Here is a 23,839-nt window from a genome sequence, read left to right as displayed (position 1 = left end):
AACTGCAAAACAGGATCACCCGTTCCACTGCTTCACCTCAATCCATCATGGCCCAAGAACCTGCCACCTCTGCTTCTCCAGCATCATCCTCTGTGCAACTGGAAGGCGGTACCTATGAAATCCTGCGCAACCGCTTAACCAAGAGCGGGGCTGAGCTGCGCGGGCTGCTGGACCAACTGAACCAGGAGCGGAAAGAAGTCTTCGGGGCGATAGAAACCAGGTTACTGACCACGGAGCGGGTCACCACGGAGCACAACTGTGTGCCCTATGACATGGTGCCGGTAGGGGAGCACTTGCTGTTTGGCTACAACGTGCACCTGGGGTTGAAAACCGAGGTAGAACTCAGCGACGTGTTCAGCGTGTACACCTATGAGCACCACCAGTTCCACCACCAGCCGCTTCACCTGATTCAGAACGCCACCTTCCAGGACGATTTTCAGAAGCTCTACAAATACTACAAGAACACGCAGTTTGTGAAGTTTGCCGTACAAGGCGTGCACCTGTTCATGGTGTTCCGGGTAGGTAAGGGCGTGAACGACATAAAGACGTTCAAGTGGGCCTTGCAGGGGAGCCAACTGACGTATCTGGACAACCGCTCTGACCACGAATACACGTTTCCTAACCAGCACGATTTTGCCTGGCGGCGCGTAGCCCGAGAGGCGCACCGCAAAGGCAAACACCCGCATATCTCCATTGAAGACAAGGTGTTTGTGGAAACCATAGGCGGTGACTTGACCATTAAGGTAGAAGATAACACCGAGACGGGCCAGGGTATCTACTCTGAGCCGGTAGAAGACAAAGACCAGACCCTGGATGACTCAGAGCTGTACTACTCTATCATCGGGAACCTGATTCTGCTCAAGATAAAGCCCTACCGCGAGAACCACTACCGCTACATTGTCTACAACGCCAAACTGAAAGAGGCGCGAAGGATTGATGCCATTCAGGATTGCTGCGTTTTCCTCCCCGAAGACCAGGGCATCATCTACGCCTACGGCTACTACCTGCACACCGGCGAGTTCAAGTCCTTTGACAACGGCCTGCAGGAAATGCTGTTCGAGAAGCGCATTGCCTCGCCCAACGGCGAGGATTTCCTGTACATCTTCTACAACAAGGAATCTGGGGTGTACCTGCTGCTGAGCTACAACCTCATCACCCAGAAGATTGAGAACCCCATCATCTGCCACGGCTATGCCATCTATGAGAACGGGGAACTGTGTTATTTCCGGGCAGATGAAGAACCCAAAAAGCACCACGCCCTCCAGATTTGGCAGACGCCTTACATAGGAAGCAACTATACTATTCCGGTCACCAAAGACTCGTTCCTGTACAAAATAGGGAACAAGGAGATTGTGCGGGCCATGGCCGAATGTACTGAGATTCTGACGCTGGTGCACAAGGAAGACTCCTATGACAACCTCTACCTGGATCTCATCAAGTCCACCACTGATTTGCTGGATACCTACCATTGGCTGGGCAAAAAGGAGTCGTTTGAACTGGCGGAACCCATCAGCGCTATCCGCCAGACGGCTACCGCGGCCGTAGAGGAGTTTGAGAAAGTCATCAGCATCAGAAAAAGCACACAGGCGCAGGTAGAACTGGTTCTTGGCTCCGCCGATGCCTTGCTCACCAGGCTCAAAACGCAATCCAATGGGCACATCAATGACTATGTGAAGGCATTGGCAGAGGTAAGGTCGGTGCGTGGCGAGGTGATTTCCCTGAAGGAATTGCGCTACGCGGACGTGGCAAGGATAGAAACCTACGAGGCACAGTTGCAGAGCTTCAGCCAAGACCTTTCAAACCAAACCGTGGACTTCCTGTTGAGGCCTGATGCGCTGGTGCCGTATGAACAGCGCGTGGCGCACATCACGGGGGGCATTGACAAAATTGCCAAAGTAGTGGAGGCCGATGCTACGGAGAAGGAAATCTCAGGCCTGAGCACGGAGCTGGAGATGCTGATTGAGATTGTGAGCAACCTCAAGATTGAAGACGCTACCCAGACCACGCGCATCGTAGATGCCATTTCCACCATCTACGGCACGTTCAACCAAACCAAAGCCACCCTCAAACGCAAGCGGCAGGAGCTGTTGAGCGCCGAAGGCCAGGCGGAGTTCAACGCCCAGATCAAGCTCATCAGCCAGAGCGTCATCAACTTCCTGGATGTCTGCGACACGCCTTCAAAGTGCGACGAATACCTGACCAAGCTCATGGTGCAGCTGGAGGAACTGGAGGGCCGCTTTTCTGAGTTTGACGCCTTTCTGGAAATAATCGCCGATAAACGCGAGGAGGTGTACTCTGCGTTTGAAAGCAAGAAAGTGGCGCTGCAGGAGGCGCGCAACAAACGCGCCACCACCCTGCAGCAGGCCGCCGACCGCATTCTCAAAGCCGTGCAGAGCCGCCTGGGCAAGCTGGACACCGTGGCCGACATCAACGGCTACTTCGCCTCAGACCTCATGATGGAGAAGGTGCGCACCACCGTGGACGAGCTCCTGGCCATGGGCGATACCGTGAAAGCCGATTCTATCCAGAGCCGCCTGAAAACGCTGCGCGAAGACGCCGTGCGCCAGCTCAAAGACAAAAGCGAGCTGTTCGTAGGCGGGCAGAACGTGCTCAGATTCGGGACGCACCATTTCACCGTGAACACCCAGCCACTGGAGCTCAGCATCGTGCACCGTGACGGCGCCATGTACTACCACCTCACGGGCACCAGCTTCTTTGAGAAGATCACGGATGAACGTTTCCTGAGCTACCGGCCCGTGTGGGAACAGGCGCTTATTTCTGAGAACCACCAGGTATACCGCGCTGAATACTTGGCGTTCCAGATTCTGCAGGCCGCCCATTCCTTGAAGAGTACTACTGCCCCGGCCGATGCTACTGAGGGAAGCCTGCAACTTCTAACGCTAGACCAACTGCACCAGCTATCGCAGCAGGAATTGGTAGAATACGTGCAGAAATTCATGGCCGCCCGCTTCAACGAAGGGTACCTTAAAGGCGTGCACGACCATGACGCGGGGGTGATCCTGAGTGCCTTGGTGCGCCTCTTCAAAACCGCTGACCTGCTCCGCTATACGGCGGTGGACCGGGCCAGTGCCCGTCTTTTCTGGGTTGTTTTCGCCAAAGAAGGCCAGAAACAGCTGTTCTATCACCAACTCAAAGGCGTGAGTGCCATCCTGCAGGTCTTCCCTGAAACCCACCAGTTTGACAACATCAAAGCTGATTTACAAGGTGAACTGCAGGAGTTTCAGCGGGAGACTGGGTTGCTGCCCCAGGCCAGTGCCTTAGCCGCAGGGGAGTACTTGTTCGCTGAACTCACCCGCGGCGATTCCTTCATCTCCAGTTCCCAGGCTGCTGAGTTGGTGCAGAACTTTCACCAGTACCTCTCTGAGAAAAACGCCTGGGCCATGTTTGAGGCCTCGGCCAAAGCCTTGGAAGAAAACAAGGTAGAACAGTTTGAGTTGTTTCAGCAATGGCTCTATGCCTACCTGTCGCAGGCTAATTTGGCCTCAGAAACTGAATATGTTCCGGAAGCCGCGGTGCTTTTGCTCTTGCAGGAGCTGAAGCCTAAGCAGGTGGTTCATGCCAACTTGCGGGAGACGTTGGCAGGCATGCAGGGAACACACCCCTTGCTGCAGGAGCAGCAGTATCCGTTGCATTTTCACCAATTCCAGCAGAAACTGAGCCGGTATGAGGCAGAGGTGGTGCAGCAGTTCAGAGCGTTCCATGAACTGAAACACCAGATGACGGTGCGGTTTGAAGAGGAGCTGCGTTTGCAGGAGTTCAAGCCGCGCGTGTTGTCGTCCTTTGTGCGCAACCAGCTGATTGACCAGGTGTACCTGCCGCTCATAGGGGCCAACCTGGCCAAACAGATGGGCACGGCCGGCGAAACCAAGCGCACCGACCTGATGGGCATGCTCTTGCTGTTATCGCCGCCCGGTTACGGGAAAACCACCCTCATGGAGTACATCGCCAACCGCTTGGGCATCATCTTCATGAAGATCAACGGCCCCGCCATTGGGCACCAGGTTACGGCGCTGGACCCCACCGAAGCCCCCAACGCCGCCGCCCGTGAGGAGCTGGAGAAGCTGAACCTCTCCTTTGAGATGGGCGACAACGTCATGATTTACCTGGACGACATCCAGCACTGCCACCCTGAGTTCCTGCAGAAGTTCATCTCGCTCTGCGATGCCCAGCGCAAGATTGAGGGCGTCTACAAAGGCCGCAGCAAAACCTATGATTTCCGGGGCCGGAAAGTGTGCGTGATCATGGCTGGGAACCCCTACACCGAGACCGGCGACAAATTCCGCATCCCGGACATGTTAGCCAATCGCGCCGATATCTACAACCTGGGCGACATCATTGGGGACACCGAGGACGTGTTCAAGCTGAGTTACCTGGAGAACGCCCTTACCTCCAACGCGGTGCTCGCCAAACTGGCCGCCAAAAGCCAGAAAGATGTGTACGCGCTGGTGAAACTAGCCGAGACCGGCAACAGCGAAGGCATGGAGCTGGAAGCCAATCACACCGCCGCCGAAGTCGGCGAGTACACCAAAGTCCTGAAAAAGCTCCTGCACGTGCGCGATGTCCTCTTGAAGGTGAACCTGGAGTACATCCGGTCCGCCGCCCAAGCCGACGAGTACCGCACTGAACCGCCGTTCAAACTGCAGGGCTCGTACCGTAACATGAACAAGCTGACCGAAAAGGTGATGCCCATCATGAACGACCAGGAACTGCACACGCTTATCCTGTCGCACTACCAGTCTGAATCCCAAACCCTGACCACCGGGGCCGAGGCCAACCTGCTCAAGTTCAAGCAGCTCATAGGTGTGGCTACCCCAGAAGAAACCCAGCGCTGGGCAGACATTAAAGCAGCCTTTGTTAGAAACAACAAGCTCAAAGGTTTCGGGGATGGTAACCAGGTGGGGCAGGTGCTGGCCCAGATGGAGAACATTTCTGACGGATTGGTAGGAATTAAGCAGGTGTTGGGGGAAATGAAGCCGGAGCAGGTGTTAGTGCCGCCTGCGGGTCCAATGTCAAATTAGACCATAAATTAATTGTATGGTGAAAACGAGGTTCAGGCTTTTGACAATAGTGTTCAGTATTTGTATGCTGGCTGGTTTTGGGGCTGTTCCATTTTTTGTTTTTGCAGAAGCAATTGAAAAAGGGAACTTGGAATTGAATGTAGCCACTGTAGCTGCATTTATCCTATTGTGGTTATTTCTTGGAGGAATTGCTGCCATAATCAGATGGGTTAAAGTCATATCATTTGATGAAGACCAAGAGATTTTGACCATTTGGCATCCTTTTCTGCTTCAAACCAGGAGATATCATTTTACTGAAATTGTAGGCTTTCAATGGGCCTATGTGAATGGAAAAGTGGGCTATAAATCATTGAAATTAAAAGCCTCTGATGGAAGAACTTTCCAATTTCTAGATTTTGAGATTGGTAATTTTAGAGAAATTGAAGGTTTGATCACTCACCTTTTTGTCTTGAGGGTAAGCAAAAATTGGAAATTGGCAACGCCAAGGGAAAAAGCCTTAGAAGAGCAAAAAAGTAAGAATTTTGATTTTGAGCAAGCAGAAGATATTAGATGGTATCTTAGGTATTGTTTAGGAGGCGCCTTAATCAGTATACTGGTACATCTATATGTGCTCTATGAAGGAGGCTCTAACTTCAATAAAGGAAGCGGTATCTTTATAACAATGATTTTAGCTTTTACTTTTGCGGTGCTGGTTAAGTACAAAGAGATAAATCGTGTTCTGAATAAGTAATTTTTGGCTTTTGTTATGCGTAGAGTTAGCGCCAGCGCTCTACGCACTTACCGGCTCGCCAATCTCCCGATTGGCGTTACCCGTAAACCCACTTCGTCCAATGGCATTTCCCCCATGAAGATCAACCCGCGTCCTTACCACATGCAGAACCCTGAAGGGATGTATTTTGTCACCTTCTCCATTGTGTTTTGGATAGACGTGTTCATCAGGGCTCGGTACAAAGAAATCTTTGTGGAAAGCCTGAGGTTCTGCATTGAAAACAAAGGACTGCAGGTGCATGCCTGGTGCCTTATGAGCAGCCATGCCCACCTGATTATCTCCGCCAAAGAACCCGAAAAGACCAATTTATCCTCCATTCTGCGCGATCTGAAGAAATACACCGCCCAACAGATAATTCGGGAGATAGAGGAAAGTGGATTTGAGAGCCGTCAAGAATGGCTACTGGATAAATTTGCCTTTGCCGCAAAGAGCAACAGCCGGAACTCGCAGTATCAATTCTGGCAACAGAATAACCATGCCATGGAATTGCTCAGCATAAAATTCATAGACCAGAAGTTGCAGTACATCCATGATAACCCAGTGAAAGAAGGTTGGGTGGAAGAACCAGAGCATTACCTCTACAGTAGCGCCCGGGATTATGCCGGTACGCAAGGATTGGTGCCGGTGGTGTTGATTGGGTAAGTTGATGGAGTAAGGCAGGTGTGTGCGGTTAACGCCAATCGGGAGATTGGCTGTCCGGTAAGTGCGTAGAGCGCTGGCGCTACCTCTACGCACAACAACAACAACAACAACAACAACAACAACAACAACAACAACAACAACAACAACAACAACAACAACAAATTTAACACTACCGCCCTTGATAAAACCCATTTCAAACTGAAGCGGTGGGGCAGTATAGCGCAGGCTAGTGCTTTTTGAGAAAGGCAGGCATGACAGATAGGTTCAAGCGTTTTTCGGCCCTTTTCCTATAATCAGCGCAGGAACAGATTTAAGGCGGGCAGCGTCAAATACCGGCAAGAACCGCTAAATTGGCTCGCATTTACTTAAAACGCCTCATTTTGCACCTGCTATGGATTTAACCGAACCTCAGATTCCGGAGGCACCCGCGGCTACCGGCCACCCCAAGCAACTTTACATGCTGTTCTTCACCGAGATGTGGGAACGTTTCTCTTTCTACGGCATGAAAGCCCTGTTGCTGGCCTACATGATCTCAGAACTCAAGTTTGATGAACCCAAAGGGTACGCTATTCTGGGCTCCTACGCAGCGTTGGTGTACACCATGCCCATGTTCGGGGGCATGATGAGCGACCGGTTCCTGGGTGGGCGCAAGGCTGTGATGTACGGTGGTATTCTCATGACCATAGGGCACCTGGTGCTGGCGGTACCGCAGGACTGGAGCTTTTTCTATGGCATGGCCTTCATCATCTGCGGCAACGGGTTCTTCAAGCCCAACATCTCCAGCCTGGTAGGCACCCTCTACGCCGAAAATGACCCCCGCAGAGACAGCGGCTTCTCCATCTTTTACATGGGCATCAACATTGGTGCGGCGTTGGGCGGTTTGCTCTGCGGGTACGTAGGGCAGCAGATAGACTGGCACTACGGCTTTGGGCTGGCGGGTATTTTCATGGTGCTGGGTTTGGTGGTGTTTGCGGTGGGCAAGAAGTCATTGGGGGCCAATGGCCTGCCACCTAACCCACAAGACCTCAAAGCCCCGGTTTTCGCGGGCATCAGCAAAGAGGTAGTGATCTACGTAGCCACCCTGGGCCTTATTCCCCTGATCGTGGCACTGTTCAACCGCTATGAGATCATGGACTTCATCATGTTTGGGCTGGGCGCGTTGTCCATTGCGTACATCCTCTTCATTGCATTCCAGATGGAGGCGGCGGCGCGGTTCAAGCTGTTTGCCGCGTTGGTGATGATCATGTTTTCGGCGCTGTTTTGGGCATTCTATGAGCAAAACGCGGGCTCGCTGAACCTCTTCGCCATGCGCAACGTGGACATGCACGTGGGGGGCGTGGAGCTTCCGGCCCTGGCGGTGAACAACTTTCTGCCGCCGGCCTGGGTGGTGATCCTCAGCTTCTTCTTTGCCTGGCTTTGGCCCGCCCTCAACCGAAAAGGCATTGAACCCAACACGCCTACTAAGTTCGGGCTGGCGTTTGTGCTGGTGGGGCTGGGCTTTTACGTCTTCTACCTGGGCTGCGTCACTAGCCAGGGCAGTGGCCTGATTCCGCTGTTAACCTTTATTGCCGGGTACTTCTTTATCATCTGCGGTGAGATGTGCATCTCGCCCATTGGTTTGTCTATGATCACCAAGCTGTCGCCGGCCCGTATTGTGGCCATGATGATGGGCATCTGGTTTTTTGCGAGTGCCGTGGGCGAGTTCCTGGCCAGCAAGATTGGAGCCCTCATGAGCGTGCCCCAAGACGTAGTGGACAATCCGGTACTTTCCTTGCCGTATTATGCCGAGATCCTGAACCAGATAGGGCTGTGGTCGTTGGTGATTGGCGTGGTGCTGGTGCTGTTCAGTAGGGTTATCAGAGGCTGGATGGGCGAAGTGCGCTAAGCGTGGCCAGAAAATACAAAACCCCGGAACGGGAGCAGGGCATTTCCTGCTCCCGTTCTTTTTTCTAACTTACCACTCACTACCACACCCACAGACCATGGACTTGCACCTGAAACTTCTGCGGCAATTTGAGCATGAAGCCGCCAACACCCGGAAAATGCTGCAACGCGTGCCGGAGGAGCATTTTGATTGGCGCCCACATGCCAAAAGCATGACCTTGAAAGAACTGGCTGCGCACATTGCCGAATTACCGAGATTGTTCATAGCCAAGGTGCTCACTTTGGAAGAGTTTGATTTCAGTAAAGGAACCTACCGGCCTTTTGCCGGAACCACCCATCAAGAGCTGATGCAGTTTTTTGAGGATAATTACCAGCGGTCGGTGGAGGCTCTTTCCCAAACCACCGCTGAGGAGATTGAAAAGCCCTGGTCCCTGAAAAGCGGTGACCGCACCCTCTTCACCATGCCGCGGCAGGCCGTCATCCGCAACATCGCCATCAGCCATTTTATCCACCACCGCGGGCAGCTGAGCGTGTACCTGCGCCTGCTGGACGTACCGGTGCCCGGCATGTACGGTCCCACCGCTGATGAAGGGTTTGGTGGTTAACCCCAAAAAAGAAATAACCCAACGGAAGAAAGAAGCCGGTTTTAAGGCCCTTTTCACAGAAACAGCCGCTAAACGTAGGGAACCGTCCCCTCTAACCAAAGAACCAATGAAAAAACTGATTCTGCTGTTGTCATTTGTCGCCGTGGGCTTTTCGGCTGCCAGCCAGACCAAACCCCTGGAAATCCCGCTTTATGCGGGAAAAGTCCCCAATGAAGTTCCCGGGCCCAACGAGGAGGCCAGGGAGGTGCGGCCGAATCAATCTATCAGCCTGACCAAGGTGCGGCAACCCACGCTCACCGTGTTTCTGCCGGCCAAAGGCAAAGCCAACGGTACGGCGGTGGTCATTTGCCCCGGCGGCGGCTACGCCAAACTGGCCTTTAGCCATGAAGGCACCGACGTGGCCCAGCGGCTGGCAGACCAGGGCGTGGCCGCGTTTGTGGTGAAATACCGCCTACCGCACCCCGCCGTTTCTTCGCAGCCAGAGATTACCCCCTTGCAAGATGCCCAGCAGGCCCTGTACCTGGTGCGCCAACGGGCGAAGGAATACAACATCAACCCGCAGCGGGTAGGCATCATGGGTTTCTCGGCGGGTGGGCACCTGGCTTCCACGGCCGGAACGCATTTTACCCAGACCACGATCCCTAACCCCGAGAACCTGTCGTTGCGGCCAGATTTCATGGTGCTTGTGTACCCGGTCATCAGCAGTGATTCCACGGTGTGGCACAAAGGGTCTTTTGAGCTCCTGCTAGGCAAAAAGGCTTCCCCTGAAAAACTGCGGGCTTATTCCAATGATTTGCAGGTAACGGCCCAAACGCCGCCCACCTTTTTGGTGCATGCTTCAGATGACCGCGCCGTACCGGCCCAGAACAGCGTGCTTTTCTACCAGGCCCTGTTGCGCCATAAAATACCCGCTGAACTGCACCTCTACCAGGCCGGGGGCCATGGTTTCGGGCTAAACAACAAAACCACCAAAGATCAGTGGTTTGACCGGTTGGTTAATTGGTTGGAGGCCAATAAGTTGATGGCAAACGCGGTCAAGTAGGCACAAAGGGCAGTTTTGGCACTTGGTTTATTTTATTTTTAAGAAAGGCAACATACGTATTAACCGAAGACGTATAGAAGGAAAATATACGAGCTGTTTTTAAGGAAACTGAATTAATACTTAGCAGGAAAGCGTTACCTTTCCAAGATGTTATGGATTTTGATTGACGATTCCCGTTGAGATAGCCTCTGTAGCTTTTTGTTCAACTTAATCGTCTTTATGGCCACCCCAAAATTCATAGCGCCTACCACTTCCTTTTATGCAGAACTGAAACGGCGCACAAATGCTTACTTTGAAGAGAAAGGTAGCCACCCATCCGGCAACTATAAACTGTACCTGAAAGCGGCTATCCTGCTTACCAGCCTGGTGCTGCTCTACGTGCACCTGGTGTTTTTTACGCCTACCGCCTGGCTGGCCCTGTTGGAATGTCTCCTGTTTGGGGGCGTGACAGCCGCCATTGGTTTCAACGTGATGCACGACGGGGGGCACGGCAGTTTCAGCCGCAAGAAATGGGTGAACGAAGCCGCCGGCCTTTCCTTGAATGTGCTGGGCGCCAACATTCACATGTGGACCACCAAGCACAACATCATTCACCATACCTACACCAACATTGACGGCGTTGATGATGACCTGGACGCCAGACCGTTCCTGCGGCTCTGTGAAAACCAAGCGCACCTCAAGATCCATAAGTACCAGCATTATTACTTCTGGGGAGCCTACGCCATGCTCTACATCTACTGGATCTTCTTCACTGATTACCTGAAGTATTTCACCCAGAAAGTTGGCGATATTCCCATCAAGAAAATGACCCGCAAAGACCATTTCTCATTCTGGGGCTTCAAGGTCATGCACTTCTTCCTGTTTGTGGTGCTGCCCATCTACACCGTTGGTTTTCTGCCCTGGCTCGTAGGCTTTCTGGTGTATGGCATGTTCACCGGCCTGGTCATGAGCATTGTCTTCCAGCTGGCGCACACGGTAGAGCACGCGCATTTCCCGGTTCCTACGGCGGCCACCAACCGCATTGAAGACGAGTGGGCCCTGCACCAACTGAAGACCACCGCCAATTTCGCCACGGAGAACAAGGTGGTTTCCTGGTTGACCGGCGGATTGAATTTCCAAATTGAGCACCACTTGTTCCCGCGCATCTCGCACGTGCATTACCCAGCCATCAGCAAGATCATCAAAGAAGCCTGCGAAGAGTTTGGGGTCACCTACCATGAATACCCTAAAACCAGGACCGCTATCCTTTCGCATATCTCGCATTTGCGGCAACTGGCCCTTCAGCCGGTCATGGTGCAGCGGTAAATCTCTCATAAGCCAAGAGGCTTTACCTTTCGTTTCCTACAGAACCCTCGCTTCTTTATTGGACGCGGGGGTTCTGTGTTTTAGGGCTGGTTTTTGGAAAAGGAAGTTAAAAGCGTCTCTTTAGGCCAGGGAAGGTGCTAAAATTCAGCAGGCTTGCGTGGAGGCTTTCGCCGCATTGAAGCTACAAACTTCAGGTCATGTTGGGCCCAAGTTAAAAACTTAAACCATGGAAGCAGGTTGTAGATGGAGTTCCTGAAGGAAAGTGACGCATTCCGTCCCCCTTTGAAGGGGGTAGGGGGATGATCTACTCATGCAGATCAATGCATTCCCTTGGAAATTGCTAACCAGCAAACGTCAGAGACAAGGCAATGCCTTATCTCTACGGGTTCCAATATTTGCATTCAGAAATTGTATTGCGTAGGGTGTATTGGTAGAGACAAGGCACTGCCTTGTCTCTATCCGTACCAGATCAGGAAATACCTTTGCAAAAAAGGGGGCCACAGTTTCGCCTCTCAGATTTCTGCTTTACCTTTCCCCTTTCTCCCAAAAGATATGAATACAGGTCTCCGTCGTCTGCTGACCATAGCAGAAAAAGAAAAAAGAACCATCATCGGTCTTATGTCAGGTACTTCCCTGGATGGTCTGGATATCGCCCTCTGCGAATTCACCGGGCATGGGCTGCAAACCCAACTGGTGTTGCGCCAGTTCGCTACCATGCCCTACGGAAGCGAATTCAAGCAGCAGGTCAAAGAGGTTTTCTCCAAGCGGGCGGTAGACCTGGAGAAAGTGACCTTAATGAACGCCTATATTGGCAGTTTCCATGCGGAATTGATCAACGCCTGCCTGCAGGAATGGGGGCTTACTGCCCAGGACGTTGACATTATTGCCAGCCACGGCCAAACCATTTACCACGCCCCGGCCTCGCAGCACCAGGTGGCGGGTATGCCCAATGCCACCCTGCAAATTGGCGACGGTGACCATATCGCGGTGAAAACCGGCGTTATCACGCTGAGTGATTTCAGGCAGAAGCACATTGCGGCCGGGGGCGAAGGCGCCCCCCTGGCGGTGTACGGCGATTTCCTGCTGTTTTCTGAAAAAGGGCAGAACAGGATCATGCTCAACATTGGCGGCATCGCCAACTTCACCTTCCTGCCCGGCGACCTGGACACCAGCCGGATCTTCTCTACTGATGTAGGGCCTGGCAACACCATCATGGATGCTTATATGCAAGCCAACTTTCCGGGAACGTTCTATGATGCCGGTTCAGCGGTAGCCCTGCAAGGGACTATCCATGAGGGGCTGCTGGCGGCTTTGCTGGCCCATCCGTTTTTCCAGGGGGATTTTCCCAAAACCACCGGGCCCGAGGTCTTTAACCTGGCCTATCTGGCGCGGGCGCAGGAAGCATCCAGCACCACCGCGCTTTCGGCCCAGGATGTGATGGCCACCCTTAACCGCTTCTCCGCCCACGGCATTTGTGACGCGCTGCGCCGGACCATGGAAGAAGAGGAATTTGAGATTTTTGTGAGCGGTGGAGGCATGCACAATCCCTTGCTGCGCCGGAACATTGAGACCCTGCTGCCCGGGGTGGTGATCAGAGACACGGCAGAACTGGGCGTTTCACCAGATGCCAAGGAAGCGGTGTTATTTGCCACGCTGGCCAATGAATGCCTGGTAGGCGAGCGGCTTGATTTCGGGGCAGGAAGGCTCCGAATCCCTGCGGTGCAGATGGGGAAAATTAGTCTGCCTCAATAGGAAAAGGTAAAATTAATCTTTCTATATTCCTTTTTAATTCAAGGCGATATGAGAAAGATTTACTTTGAAGATAGGGCCAGGAAGGCAACCTTCCTGTGCACCTTGCTGGTGGCGCTGCTCTCGCAGTTGCCCGCCAGAGCCCAAGCGGGGTACACCATTACCGGCCTGGTGACCGATGCCCGGACTAAAAGCCCCTTGCCGGGGGTGGTAGTGAAAATGCAGGGCAGTAACAACGCCAACGCCACAGCCACAGATGCCACCGGCAGGTATACCCTCAGGGCCAACCTGCCCGCCGGTTCGTACCAGTTGGAGTTCACCTTTGTGGGGTTCAAGCCCCTTACCAGACAAATCTCTTTGGGCGCAACCTCTTCCGTGGCCCTGGATGCCCAGCTAAATGAGGACATTGTAGGCCTGGACGAGGTGGTGGTGACGGGTACGTCAGTGGCCACGAGTAAGAAGCAGTTGGGCAATGCTATTTCCACGGTGTCTGCAGAGGCTTTTGAGAACAGCGTGGTCACGTCAGTTGACCAGGCCCTGGCCGGAAAGGTAGCAGGTGCCCAGATCACGCAGAACTCGGGTAACCCAGCGGGCGGTATCAGCGTTCGCCTGCGCGGCACCAGTACGGTAGTGGGCTCCGGTGATCCGCTGTACATTGTGGACGGGGTGGTGATCAACAACAACTCCAGTGAGCTCATTGACTTGGGCGGGTACAGCCAGAACCGTCTGGTAGACATCAATCCCAATGACATTGACCGCATAGAGATCATCAAAGGCGCGGCGGCAGCGGCCATTTACGGTTCCAGGGCCAGCAACGGCGTGGTGCAGATCTTCACCAAACGCGGCAAGGAAGGCAAACCCAAAGTAGACGTCTCCACTCAGTTCAGGGTAAGTGAGCTGCGCAAAAAGCTGGAGTACAATGACTATCCCTTCCGGTTTGTGAACACCACGCCCACCGACCTGACCCAGGTCCCCGTGCAGCGCTATGATTACCAGGACAAGATTTTCCGGACGGCCTACGGTACTGACAACAACGTATCGGTTTCTGGGGGGAGCGCCAACACCCAATACTTCCTTAGCGGGAGTTATCTGAAGAACCAGGGCATTGTGAAGAACACGGACTTCACCCGGGGTGGGGGCCGCCTGCGCCTGGACCAAACCCTCACCGACTGGCTTTCTATCTCGCTGGGTACCAACTATGTGATCAGCACCAGCCAGGAGGTACCTAATGGCGGCCTGAACGAAGCCTACGGGGCCTTGACCGGTTTTATTTTCAGTAACAATTTCGTTAATCCCGAACCGGTGAACGGGGTGTTCCCGTCTACTACGGTTACCGGGATCGTAACCCGTACCAACCCGCTAGAGGCCATTAACCGCTTTGATTTCCAGCAGAGGACCAGCCGGTTCATCGGGGATTTCCAGATGCAGGTCACGCCCGTTGAGAACCTCAACATCAACTACGTGCTGGGGTATGACAATTCCACCACCATTGCCACGGGGTTCATTCCGGTGGGCAACACCACGCCCTCTTACACCACCGGGTTCTCCCGGCGGGCAGACGAGACCCGTTTTCTGCTCAACAATGATCTAAACATTTCCTATAGAGTCTTTCTGGCGGACTGGCTGGAGTCTACCACCGGGGTAGGAGGGACTATACAATTGGATAAGACCTACCGCACTGGCATCAACGCAACCCAGCTGGGGCCCATTGCCCAGACCATCAACAGCGGCGCTACCATTGTACCCGGCGAAGAACGGAGCGAGGCCAACATCATGGGCTTCTTCGCGCAGCAGACCTTTGGGCTAGGCGACCGGCTGTTTATCACCGGGGCCGGCCGGTATGATGTGTCTTCGGTGTTCGGGAGCGAAGAGCGGTGGCAGTTTTACCCCAAGGTAAGCGGCAGCTACCTGATCTCCAACGAGACCTTCTGGCAGGGACTGGCTGATATCATCCCCATCCTGAAGCTACGCGCCTCTTACGGCCAGGCCGGTAACTTGTCGGCCATTGGGGCTTATTCCCGGTATACCAATTACAACCCGGTTTCCTTGCCCGGTCAGCCCGGGGTAGTGGCCTCCACGCGGTTGGGGAACTCCGGCATCAAGCCTGAGCGGCAGACAGAAACAGAGATTGGGGCAGACATGAGCTTCCTGAAGGGCCGGTTAGGGTTCGAGTTCTCGGTGTACCATAAAAATGTGAAAGACCTCATCCTGGACATCAACCTGGCACCCTCTACCGGGTTTGGCGTGCAGTATGCCAACGTGGGTACCCTCACCAACAAAGGGTTTGAACTCCTGCTGACCGGTTCCCCCATCTTCCAGGAAAACACTAAATGGACTTCTACCTTCATCTATTCCCGGAACAAGAACGAGGTGAACAACATCCCGGGCGGTGTGCTCACTTTCCCGGGCGGCTTTGGGCAGGTGGCGGCGGTAAACGGGTACCCGTTGGGAGCATTTTACAGTACCTATTTTGCCCGAAATGAAGATGGGTCTTTGCTGCTGACCCCGGCGGGCCTGCCGCAGGCGGAGCGGGTGGGCCGCACCGCCGCAGGTCAACCCACCGGGGCCACCAAGCCGAAAGTGATAGGCGACCCCAACCCCGACTGGACTGCTTCTCTTACCAATGAGATCACCATTGGGGGCAATCTGTCTTTCCGGGCGCAGGTAGATGCATCGTATGGGTTTGACGTGTTCAACTTCACCCGCCGGGTAGGCGAGCGCGACTTCTACGGCGGCTTAGCCGGGTATGAGCCAGAGTTGCGGGGCGAGGTTCCCAAAGGAACCTCGGCGGCCCTGTTCGGCATTTTTGAGAATTACATTGAAGACGGTTCGTTCATCAAGCTGAGGGAACTCTCAGTGGCCTATGACGTGAAACCGGCCTTCCTGGGCAACCGAAACGTACGGTTGACCCTGGCTGGCCGTAACCTGTTCTCCATTGATGATTACAGCGGCTATGACCCAGAGGTGAATGCGGCCGGCCAGACGAATGCCGTACGCGGGTTTGATTTTGTGGAAGTCCCTATCCCCAGGACCTATGCTCTGGGGCTTCAGGTGTCTTTTTAGCGTTTTACCTCCAAATCAGAACATCCATGAAAAGTATAAGATCATATCTAAAGATAGGGGCTCTGGCTGGCGGCCTGCTGGTGATGAGCGGCTGCGAGCTGGATTTAGCCAACCCTAACGCCGCCAGTGACCTGGAGGTGCTTACCTCCCGTGAAGGCATCATCGCCTACAGCGTGGGGCTTCGGCAGTTCTACTCCACCGCTGGGGTTGAAGCGGCCTACCTGTACCCCGGGGTCACGGGCCGCGAGTTGAAAGGCATTGCCACCTTTACCAATATCCTGGAGTTGGAGGCGGGTGGTTCTGCGCTGCCTTCCTTCAACGGCAACATCCTGAACCTGTGGTCCAGGATGCAGCGCACCATGAGTATGAGCGAGCAAATAATAGAAAATGCTCCCACCATCTCTACCCTCACGGGAGGGACCTTAAGCGGGATCATGGCCCAGGCTCACCTGTTCAAGGCCATGGCGTTGGGCACCCTGGCTACTTCTTTTGAACAAGCCAACACCGAAACCAGCAGCACAGAGAAGGTCACCTTCAAACCCCGCACTGAGGTGCTGGCGGCAGCCATTTCCCATCTGAATGCCGGAATCGCTTTATTAGACGCCACTCCGGTTTCACCGGAATTCACCACCCTGGTAGCCGGTTCTTCCTTTGATTTGAAAAACACTTTGTATGCGTACAATGCCCGGTACAACCTTTTTGCCGGTAACCACGCCGCGGCCATTTCTAACGCCAACCTGGTAGACCTTACCAAGCGGTCAGAATACGTGTACAGCACCTTGAGCCCCAATCCTATCTACAACACCATCTTTATCCTGAGTTATTTCAAGCCCCGTGATAGGTTTGGGCTGCCCGCCGAGTTGTTTGAGGCAGGTGATGCCCGCTACAACTTCTACCTCACCACCCCGGATGCGGTGGTCAATGGCGACCCGGTGAAGACCTTGCGCGGCTTTTTCAACACCCAGACTACCCCCATTCCGGTGTACCTCCCAGACGAGATGAAGCTGATCAAGGCCGAGGCCACCTTGCGGAGCAATGGTTCTCTGACCGAAGCCCTGGCGCTCATCAATCAGGTAAGAACCCAGACCACTGGTGATCCCTTTGGGGTGCATGCGGCCTTGCCGGCCTACAGCGGTGCCGTGACCAGAGAAGCCCTTCTGCTGGAAGTCTACAAACAGCGCTCTGCTGAACTCTATCTCACGGGCATGAAATGGGAAGACAGCCGCCGGTTCAACCGTCCGGGGCCGCCTGCCTCCACGGCTGAACGTAACCGCAATTTCTACCCGTACCCAGATCAGGAACGCCTGAACAACCCTAACACACCGCCTGATCCGGCAATCTAAAAAAACAGAAGAGCGGCCTTTGGGCCGCTCTTCTGTTTTGTGGATGTTTTTGGTGAAACTGCCTTTAAAGGAAGGTATTGCATTGGAGAAGGCGATCAGGCCACCACCGTAGAGACAAGGCATGCCTTGTCTCTACACTATCCGGTCAGGATCCTTTATCTGATTTCTTTATTCTGCTGTAGGTAACGCTCAAAGAACTCATAGGTGCGCAGCATCTGGTCTATGCGTTGGCGGTTGTTGCCGGTGCGGGTGATCTCATGCGTGGCGCCGGGGTGCCGCACGTACTCCACCGGTCGGTTGAGCACCTTCAGGCTTTTGTAGAGCATCTCGCTTTGGATTACGCCGGTGCGCAGGTCATTTTCCCCGTGGAAGATGATAAGAGGCGTGGTGATGTGCTGCACGTACGTCAGCGGAGATTCGCTTTGGATAAGGCCTTTGTGCGCCTCTTCCCAAGGGTAGCCCCCAAAATAGTTGGGCACCAGGCGCCACGCATTACCTTCCCCGAAGAAGGTGCTCAGGTCATACACGCCCCGCTGCGAACAGGCCGCCTTAAACCGTTTGTCATGACCCAGAATCCAGGAGACCAGGTAGCCGCCGTAAGAGCCGCCGGTAATGGCCAGGCGGGCGGTATCGGCCCAGCCTTGGGCCACGGTTTGATCCAAGGCGGTGAGTACGTCGCTGGCTGGGCCGGCACCCCAGTCCTTGATGTTGGCGCGCATGAACTCCTCGCCGTACCCGCCAGAGCCGCGGGGGTTGGCATAGACCACGCCGTAGCCCCGGGATGCGAAATACTGGTACTCATGCCACATGCTGCTCTCGCCGGGCCCCCACATGGCCGTGGGACCGCCGTGGATCTCCAGGAGCAGGGGGTATTTCTGGCCTTCCACGTAATTAGTGGGTTTCATGACCCAATATTCCACGGTCTGGCCTTTGGTGTTGGTAAAGGTGTGTTTTACGGGCTGGCTCAGTTTCTTCTGGCTTACCCAATCGTGGTTGAGCGAGGTGAGGCGCACGGGCTTTTTCGCCTCGGCGGTAGCCGCATACAGCTCATTGGGGTTGGCCACCTCCGTGAGGGCGTACACCAGCTGGTTTTTCTTCAGGTCGAAAGCTCCAATTCCTTTGGTCACCTCCGTGAGGGGCTCCACCTTGCGCTTCTGCACATCTGCCCGGTTCAGCAGGATGCCGCCGTTGGAAGGGGAGTTGAAGTACAGGTACTTGTCATTGTCGCTCCAGGTGAGGTTGCCTTTGTTGCGGTCATGGGCAATGGTCACCATTTCTGTGGGACTGCCGTTCACTGGCACCAGTCCCAGCGCCGGAATGGCCACCCGGTTAGAAGGACTGTACTGGAATGCCAGCCATTTACCCGACGGGGACACGGTGCTGCCGGAATAAGACATGCCTTTCTTGCCCAGCAGCTGCTTTAAGCCGGTACCGTCTGTGTTCACCAGGTAGATAGCGCTTTCCTGGGAGCGGGTGGGGTTCTCGGCGGCATCAGCGTCCGCGTCAAAGATGATTTGGCGGCCATTGGGCAGGAAGCTGGCGTTGCTGCTGGACACGAACCCGGCCGTAAGGTCTTTGGGCGTGGCCCCGGGTTTGGCGTCTATCAGAAAGATGTGCGAGAGGTTGAGGTTGGAGGACGTGGTGGATTCTTCCTGGAACCGGAGCTGGTTGATGACCTTGGCTTTGTTGTCTTTCTCGTTCTGGTCCAGGTAGCCCCTGATTTCTGCCAGGGTGCCGTCTGGGTTAGGTTTGGCCGGGTTGGTACGGAGGTTCTCATTCTGGAAGAACCCTGGTTTCTCATACGACCACTTGGGTAGTTCCCGGCCCGGGTTCAGGGTGGAATCTGAGAGCAACTCATTTAGGGCGATACCCGAGGTGAACAGCAACTGCTGGCCGTTGGGGCTCCAGACCGGTTGGCTGGCCCCGTACTTGAACCTGGTGAGCTGCACCGGCTCGCCGCCAGCGAAAGACAGCAGGAAAATCTGGGGTTTCCCGTCCACTACCCGCACAAAGGCCAGCTGTTTAGCATCTGGGCTCCAGGCTGGTTGGCTGGCGTTGCTGCCGTAGGTGAGCTGGCGCGCCGGCTCATTGCCGCTGGAGGGCTGCAGGTGCAGTTGGGTGGTATAGCGGTAGTCGTTCTTTTTCTCGGGGTCGGGCTCAATGGCGGTGACGGTGTACACCACCTGTCTGCCGTCTGGTGCCAGCGCCACCGTGCCTACTTGTTTGATCTTGAGCAGGTCGGTTACCTGAACCAGGTTCTGTGGTTGTTGGGCCCATGCCCAGGAAAAGCTGGCCAGCCACAGCAGCAGGACAGCCGGAAGTTGTTTGTTCATGAGGTGTTGCGGTAAGGAAATAATAGGAACTGGGCAAGATGCCAGCCGTAGCTTAAAGCTAAGATTTATTCTGTTCAAGGAAATACATTTTTGCCTGATCTCTCCTGTCTTTTTCCTGGCTGAAGAAGGGGGCAGAGCTGTCTATCAGTTACGTACAACGTCTTTCTCCCGTGGAAGAGGAGGGTGGGCTGGTTGCCAGGAACAGAAACAAGGCCGGAAAGCCGTTATTGCCAGTAAGGATTTGGAAGGACCGGCTGCCAAGTAAGTATTGGTTTTATGGTGTTTTTGGGAAAAGGCAGGTAAACGCAAGGCAGTGAGCAAGACTAGTTTTCCTAACTGGTTTAGGTAATGGAGAATGCCACCATGATTTTGCAGGACTTGCCTTTTTCCTGGCATTTGGCCGTGACGGTGCCTTTGTGGGCATCAATGATTTTTTTTGCCTCCAGCAGTTCATCACCCGAAATGGCCACGGGTTGGGGGCTTTGGGTCGGAACAGAATATTGCCGCAAAAACAGCTTGCGGAGCTCATGGTCCGGTAAAACCAGGCCTTCATAGGTGAAGTCCACGTGCAGGAGGTGGTCGGCCTCAAAAATATCCAGGGCAATGAAAGAACCCGGCGGTGAATACACAATGCCGAACTTGACCAGGTTGCTGAAGGCCTGGTGCATGAGTTGGGCGTCAATGCGCATCTCGCGGCCGGTGGCCACCATGAAGTAAATGTCCTGCTGTTTCTCGGCGGCCAGGGCCTCCATTTCTTTCACGGTGCTGCGGGCTACCTCGGCAATGGAGGTAACGGTGGGGTGCAGCAGGAAAGAGACTTCGTCCCGGGCAGATTCCAGTAGCAGACTTTGGAGGGTGTCTTGCAGGGCCAGGCTGCTTTCCAGGGCTTCCGCGGCCAGGGCCTTGGTGGCAGCGGGCAAACCGTCCTCTACTTCTATTCCCGCCAGGAGATTAGTGACGTGTTCCTGGGCAGGTACCACCTCGTTTCCAAGGCTGGAAAGGAGTTCATCATGTTTTCGGGCTGCTTTTAGGGAAACCGACCGTAACTCCAGTTGCGCTACCACCATTTGGGCCAGGTCTTGCAGAATCTCCTTTTCCTTTGCGCTGATGCCCCGCGGTTTGCTGTCTACCACGCATACGGTGCCCAGGTTGTGCCCGTCAAAGGAAGTGAGCGGAGCGCCCGCATAAAACCGGATGCCTCCCTCGGCCTTCACATAAGGGCTGGTAACCAGGTTGGGTACCTGAAAGGTGTCAGAGAAAACGGTTACTTCGTCTTGGCCCAGAATGGTGATGGAGCAGAGGCTGTCTTCGCGCCGCACTTCTGCCACCTGTAAGTTGCTTTTATTGGATTTGTACCACACCCGGTCCAGGTCTACCAGGGAGATGAAGGCGCTGGGAACGTCAAAGATCTTGGCGGCAAAGGCAGTAATCTTGTCAAAGAAAGCTTCTTGGGGAGTGTCAAGGATCTCAAAGCGGTAGAGGGCTTTGAGCCTTTCCGCTTCATTTTCCGGCACCAGGTGGGCAGGTACCTCAGAATTCACTGTCAGGGTTTGGTACTCGTTGCGTTCCATACATCTAACAAGGCGTTGGCCATAAGAAGATGTACGGGATTGGCATAAATTCAGGTATTCAGATAAATAAAAACCGCCGCTCCTTGCTAGAATCCCGGCCGGCATTTAGCCGAGGTACAGGCGAGAGGCAGCGGTTTTCCTAGAGTGTTAAGCAAGCTGGTTGGGTACAAGCCGTAACCATGATGGGGGTTAACGGGCTTGCTCAATCTCGTGCACCAGTTCCTCGTCGGTGGTTTCATCCAGCCAATCTGTGGGAAGTTGCAGCCGCACGGTCTGGGCCTGCCCGCTGGGGGTGCACACCACGGTCACGGTGCCTTCATCTGTTTCAGAGAGTTCAGTGGCTTTCTCGGCGGCTTTGCCTTCCAGTCCTGCGTAGGCCTGCACGCAGGTCCAGGTGAGGTTGTCTTGATCGGTTACTTCCCTTTGCGTCATAATCCGGTGGAATTGAGTTTTGTTTGGGGTATAACGGATTTGAAACGGAAACGGCGGTAAGAAGAGGCCAATCTTCCTGCTTTTCGGCTGTTTTCACCAAAACACTCCCTTAACGCAATTGCCGTTTGTTTACAGGTTATCCCTAAATAAAGCTTCCACCTGATTTTCGGCTCCTTTTGCCAAATCTCCCTAAAAACAAACTTTCCCCCGGCAGATGGTCTTTCGGCCTTGGTCGCAGGGACATGTTTCGCAACGAAGTAGCTCTTTGGGGTAAGGATGATTTGACCTTAAAGGAAGTTGCCTTCAGTACGTGTTCCCTTCCTGAAAGGAATAGGTATTCAGTCTTCCACTTGGGCCATAGGTTTACTTTCCATGGGTTCGTTTACCTGGGCCAACCATTTTGTCGCGTCTTTAGTGGTATGGAAGAATTGCAGGAGAAAGGTCACTTGGGCCGTCATGATGCAGCTTTCCAGGTTACGGGCATGGTCGGGGTTTTGGGGCACTACCAGGGCCAGGTACTTCACTTCCATGGCACAAAAAAAAGGAAACACCCGGTGGGTAAGCCATAACAAATCCTGTGGGGCAGGATTGCCCCGGTTACTGCAATCCACGACCAATTTTTTGAGAGGGTGTTGTTTCAGGGTCTCCAGCAAGGCCAAGGTACCGGTTTCATATTCCTTAGAAGAAGGCGGTTGAAGCCAGGTTAGTTGCAGAATTTGCTCCAGGGGATACAGATTGAGTTCGTACAGGGAGGTGTGCTGTAGCAAAGAGGCCTTGGGATCCATGGTGCTGTTCTTTTGAAAGATTTTTAGTAAAAATTATAGCATGTATCGTGGGTATTTGGGTAAAGAATGCATTTGTGTTTAGTGTATATTTATTGGAATTATCCTTTTACGGCAAGTATGAACTACTCTTGAGTTATACTACTTGCTTATAGAAAAAGATATGGAAGATGCGTTTATTTTTTGCAAAATTAGAATTATGTAAAGCAGAATGACGAGAAAGATGCTTTGGGTGAGAGATGCAGGCAATGACAAGGTGAAAGATGGATGTAGGAATAAATCAATCTAGTTTATGCTTTGCGTTGATTTAAGGTAGAAGTTTTCTTTATCAAAGAGCCTTTGATGAAATAAGTGGTAGGCAGGAGCTAAAATCAAAGAAAATATGGCAGCTACATAAGAAGGCATTCTTACAAACCCACGCTTTTCTGGCTCTTTACATTTACCAGGGAGTTGGACAGGAGGCACCAGAACTCTACCTTAGCAGGGAGGCAGGACGTTTACAGGCTGAGGAGAAGTTTCTTACCTGCTTTAGGTGCTAAAACATGAGTAAACTTTGAATATGATCACCATCTACCACAATAACCGTTGCAGCAAGAGCCGGCAGGCCCTGGAATTGATCCAGAACAGCGGGCAGGAAGTCAACGTCATCCACTACCTTTCTGACACCCCAACTATAGAGGAACTGAAGGGACTTCTGCACAAATTGAAATTAGGCCCCGAAGATCTTCTCCGGAAAAGCGAAAAGCTATACAAGGAGGTCTACGTGGGACAGCACCTCACCTCTGAGGAGTGGCTTCAGGTATTGGTCCAACACCCGGTTCTACTGGAACGGCCTATCGTGGTTAATGGGGATAAGGCCGTTATAGGCAGGCCGCCAGAGAACGTGCTGACTATTCTGTAGAATCGCTTGGTCTCCTGCTGGTGGCTTGGATAAAAGAATACCCAAGCCACCAGAGGAAAGTAGGCTAAATCTATCAAAGCTAGAATTGGTCTTCGCCTGGGGCCTCTTACAGTCTAAAGATCCTATCCAAGGTTTCATAGGCGGCTTGTCAGACCATGGTGAACTCCTGCCTTATTAATCGTTTGCGCTGCTGTCTGGAATAGGCAGCCGTAGTGCACCCAAACCACTCTTTCCTGCAGAGCCTACAACCCCAAAGAAACGACTTTCAGGCTCCATTTGGGTTGTATTGGAAGTTGGTAACTCAAACATCAAGTCCTCTGTCCCCGCATAATTGATCCAGGGACCGAAGTAAGCTAATTGAAAGCACTGCTAAGCTTAT

The 23,839-nt window shown here is 53.6% G+C and carries 15 protein-coding genes; 11 read left to right on the top strand and 4 right to left on the bottom strand.

What is annotated here, in order from left to right:
• Window positions 1–47 precede the first annotated feature (47 nt).
• From FOE74_RS20105 to FOE74_RS20060, 10 genes are all read left to right on the top strand, one after another.
• Complete coding sequence (locus FOE74_RS20105) at window positions 48–5,039, top strand: DNA repair ATPase (protein WP_149100430.1); 4,992 nt, start codon at window positions 48–50, stop codon at window positions 5,037–5,039.
• A 40-nt stretch (window positions 5,040–5,079) separates the two neighbouring features.
• A complete protein-coding gene (locus tag FOE74_RS20100; protein WP_149100429.1) occupies window positions 5,080–5,769 on the top strand; it encodes a hypothetical protein in 690 nt (229 codons plus the stop codon).
• Window positions 5,770–5,784: 15 nt separating this feature from the next.
• Complete coding sequence (locus FOE74_RS20095) at window positions 5,785–6,450, top strand: REP-associated tyrosine transposase (protein WP_225840907.1); 666 nt, start codon at window positions 5,785–5,787, stop codon at window positions 6,448–6,450.
• A 391-nt stretch (window positions 6,451–6,841) separates the two neighbouring features.
• Entirely contained in the window at window positions 6,842–8,335 is a 1,494-nt protein-coding gene (locus FOE74_RS20090) for a peptide MFS transporter (protein WP_149100428.1), read from the top strand.
• 97 nt (window positions 8,336–8,432) lie between these two features.
• Window positions 8,433–8,939, top strand: coding sequence for a DinB family protein (locus FOE74_RS20085; RefSeq protein ID WP_149100427.1), 507 nt, complete (start codon window positions 8,433–8,435; stop codon window positions 8,937–8,939).
• Window positions 8,940–9,045: 106 nt separating this feature from the next.
• The gene (locus FOE74_RS20080) at window positions 9,046–9,981 is read left to right on the top strand and encodes an alpha/beta hydrolase (protein WP_149100426.1); all 936 of its coding nucleotides are present in this window, start codon (window positions 9,046–9,048) and stop codon (window positions 9,979–9,981) included.
• 219 nt (window positions 9,982–10,200) lie between these two features.
• Window positions 10,201–11,286, top strand: coding sequence for a fatty acid desaturase family protein (locus tag FOE74_RS20075; RefSeq protein WP_149100425.1), 1,086 nt, complete (start codon window positions 10,201–10,203; stop codon window positions 11,284–11,286).
• Window positions 11,287–11,838: 552 nt separating this feature from the next.
• On the top strand, window positions 11,839–13,038 hold the full coding sequence (locus FOE74_RS20070; protein ID WP_149100424.1) for an anhydro-N-acetylmuramic acid kinase: 1,200 nt from the start codon (window positions 11,839–11,841) through the stop codon (window positions 13,036–13,038).
• Between the two features lie 48 nt (window positions 13,039–13,086).
• Window positions 13,087–16,098 (top strand): SusC/RagA family TonB-linked outer membrane protein, encoded by a 3,012-nt coding sequence (locus tag FOE74_RS20065; protein ID WP_149100423.1) that lies wholly within the window; start codon window positions 13,087–13,089, stop codon window positions 16,096–16,098.
• Window positions 16,099–16,124: 26 nt separating this feature from the next.
• Window positions 16,125–17,441, top strand: coding sequence for a RagB/SusD family nutrient uptake outer membrane protein (locus FOE74_RS20060; protein ID WP_225840906.1), 1,317 nt, complete (start codon window positions 16,125–16,127; stop codon window positions 17,439–17,441).
• Window positions 17,442–17,596: 155 nt separating this feature from the next.
• On the opposite strand, the gene FOE74_RS20055 is transcribed toward FOE74_RS20060, so the two are convergent.
• The 4 genes from FOE74_RS20055 to FOE74_RS20040 all read right to left on the bottom strand — a co-directional run bounded on the left by FOE74_RS20055 (window position 17,597) and on the right by FOE74_RS20040 (window position 22,562).
• The gene (locus FOE74_RS20055; protein ID WP_149100422.1) at window positions 17,597–19,774 is read right to left on the bottom strand and encodes a S9 family peptidase; all 2,178 of its coding nucleotides are present in this window, start codon (window positions 19,772–19,774) and stop codon (window positions 17,597–17,599) included.
• A gap of 341 nt (window positions 19,775–20,115) precedes the next feature.
• The gene (locus FOE74_RS20050; protein ID WP_149100421.1) at window positions 20,116–21,345 is read right to left on the bottom strand and encodes a GAF domain-containing sensor histidine kinase; all 1,230 of its coding nucleotides are present in this window, start codon (window positions 21,343–21,345) and stop codon (window positions 20,116–20,118) included.
• A gap of 189 nt (window positions 21,346–21,534) precedes the next feature.
• A complete protein-coding gene (locus FOE74_RS20045) occupies window positions 21,535–21,777 on the bottom strand; it encodes a hypothetical protein (RefSeq protein ID WP_149100420.1) in 243 nt (80 codons plus the stop codon).
• 338 nt (window positions 21,778–22,115) lie between these two features.
• Window positions 22,116–22,562 carry a hypothetical protein gene (locus FOE74_RS20040; RefSeq protein WP_149100419.1) on the bottom strand — a complete coding sequence of 149 codons (447 nt, stop codon included), beginning with the start codon at window positions 22,560–22,562 and terminating at the stop codon, window positions 22,116–22,118.
• Between the two features lie 556 nt (window positions 22,563–23,118).
• Here FOE74_RS20040 and arsC point away from each other — a divergent pair.
• Window positions 23,119–23,460 carry an arsenate reductase (glutaredoxin) gene (arsC, locus tag FOE74_RS20035; protein ID WP_149100418.1) on the top strand — a complete coding sequence of 114 codons (342 nt, stop codon included), beginning with the start codon at window positions 23,119–23,121 and terminating at the stop codon, window positions 23,458–23,460.
• The last annotated feature ends 379 nt before the right edge of the window (window positions 23,461–23,839 follow it).

It is taken from the genome of Rufibacter glacialis (genome assembly GCF_008271745.1).
GTDB lineage: Bacteria > Bacteroidota > Bacteroidia > Cytophagales > Hymenobacteraceae > Nibribacter > Nibribacter glacialis.
The sequence above is the reverse complement of the archived record's forward strand: the minus strand, read 5'-3'. Positions and strand labels throughout refer to the sequence as shown.

What these genes read in the sequence shown, in the direction of transcription:
- FOE74_RS20065 (WP_149100423.1), top strand. Translation starts at nt 13,087, where the DNA reads ATGAGAAAGATTTACTTTGAAGATAGGGCCAGGAAGGCAACCTTCCTG.
- FOE74_RS20040 (WP_149100419.1), bottom strand. Translation starts at nt 22,562, where the DNA reads ATGGATCCCAAGGCCTCTTTGCTACAGCACACCTCCCTGTACGAACTC.
- FOE74_RS20105 (WP_149100430.1), top strand. Translation starts at nt 48, where the DNA reads ATGGCCCAAGAACCTGCCACCTCTGCTTCTCCAGCATCATCCTCTGTG.
- FOE74_RS20085 (WP_149100427.1), top strand. Translation starts at nt 8,433, where the DNA reads ATGGACTTGCACCTGAAACTTCTGCGGCAATTTGAGCATGAAGCCGCC.
- FOE74_RS20090 (WP_149100428.1), top strand. Translation starts at nt 6,842, where the DNA reads ATGGATTTAACCGAACCTCAGATTCCGGAGGCACCCGCGGCTACCGGC.
- arsC (WP_149100418.1), top strand. Translation starts at nt 23,119, where the DNA reads ATGATCACCATCTACCACAATAACCGTTGCAGCAAGAGCCGGCAGGCC.
- FOE74_RS20050 (WP_149100421.1), bottom strand. Translation starts at nt 21,345, where the DNA reads ATGGAACGCAACGAGTACCAAACCCTGACAGTGAATTCTGAGGTACCT.
- FOE74_RS20060 (WP_225840906.1), top strand. Translation starts at nt 16,125, where the DNA reads ATGAAAAGTATAAGATCATATCTAAAGATAGGGGCTCTGGCTGGCGGC.
- FOE74_RS20080 (WP_149100426.1), top strand. Translation starts at nt 9,046, where the DNA reads ATGAAAAAACTGATTCTGCTGTTGTCATTTGTCGCCGTGGGCTTTTCG.
- FOE74_RS20055 (WP_149100422.1), bottom strand. Translation starts at nt 19,774, where the DNA reads ATGAACAAACAACTTCCGGCTGTCCTGCTGCTGTGGCTGGCCAGCTTT.
- FOE74_RS20045 (WP_149100420.1), bottom strand. Translation starts at nt 21,777, where the DNA reads ATGACGCAAAGGGAAGTAACCGATCAAGACAACCTCACCTGGACCTGC.
- FOE74_RS20075 (WP_149100425.1), top strand. Translation starts at nt 10,201, where the DNA reads ATGGCCACCCCAAAATTCATAGCGCCTACCACTTCCTTTTATGCAGAA.
- FOE74_RS20070 (WP_149100424.1), top strand. Translation starts at nt 11,839, where the DNA reads ATGAATACAGGTCTCCGTCGTCTGCTGACCATAGCAGAAAAAGAAAAA.
- FOE74_RS20095 (WP_225840907.1), top strand. Translation starts at nt 5,785, where the DNA reads ATGCGTAGAGTTAGCGCCAGCGCTCTACGCACTTACCGGCTCGCCAAT.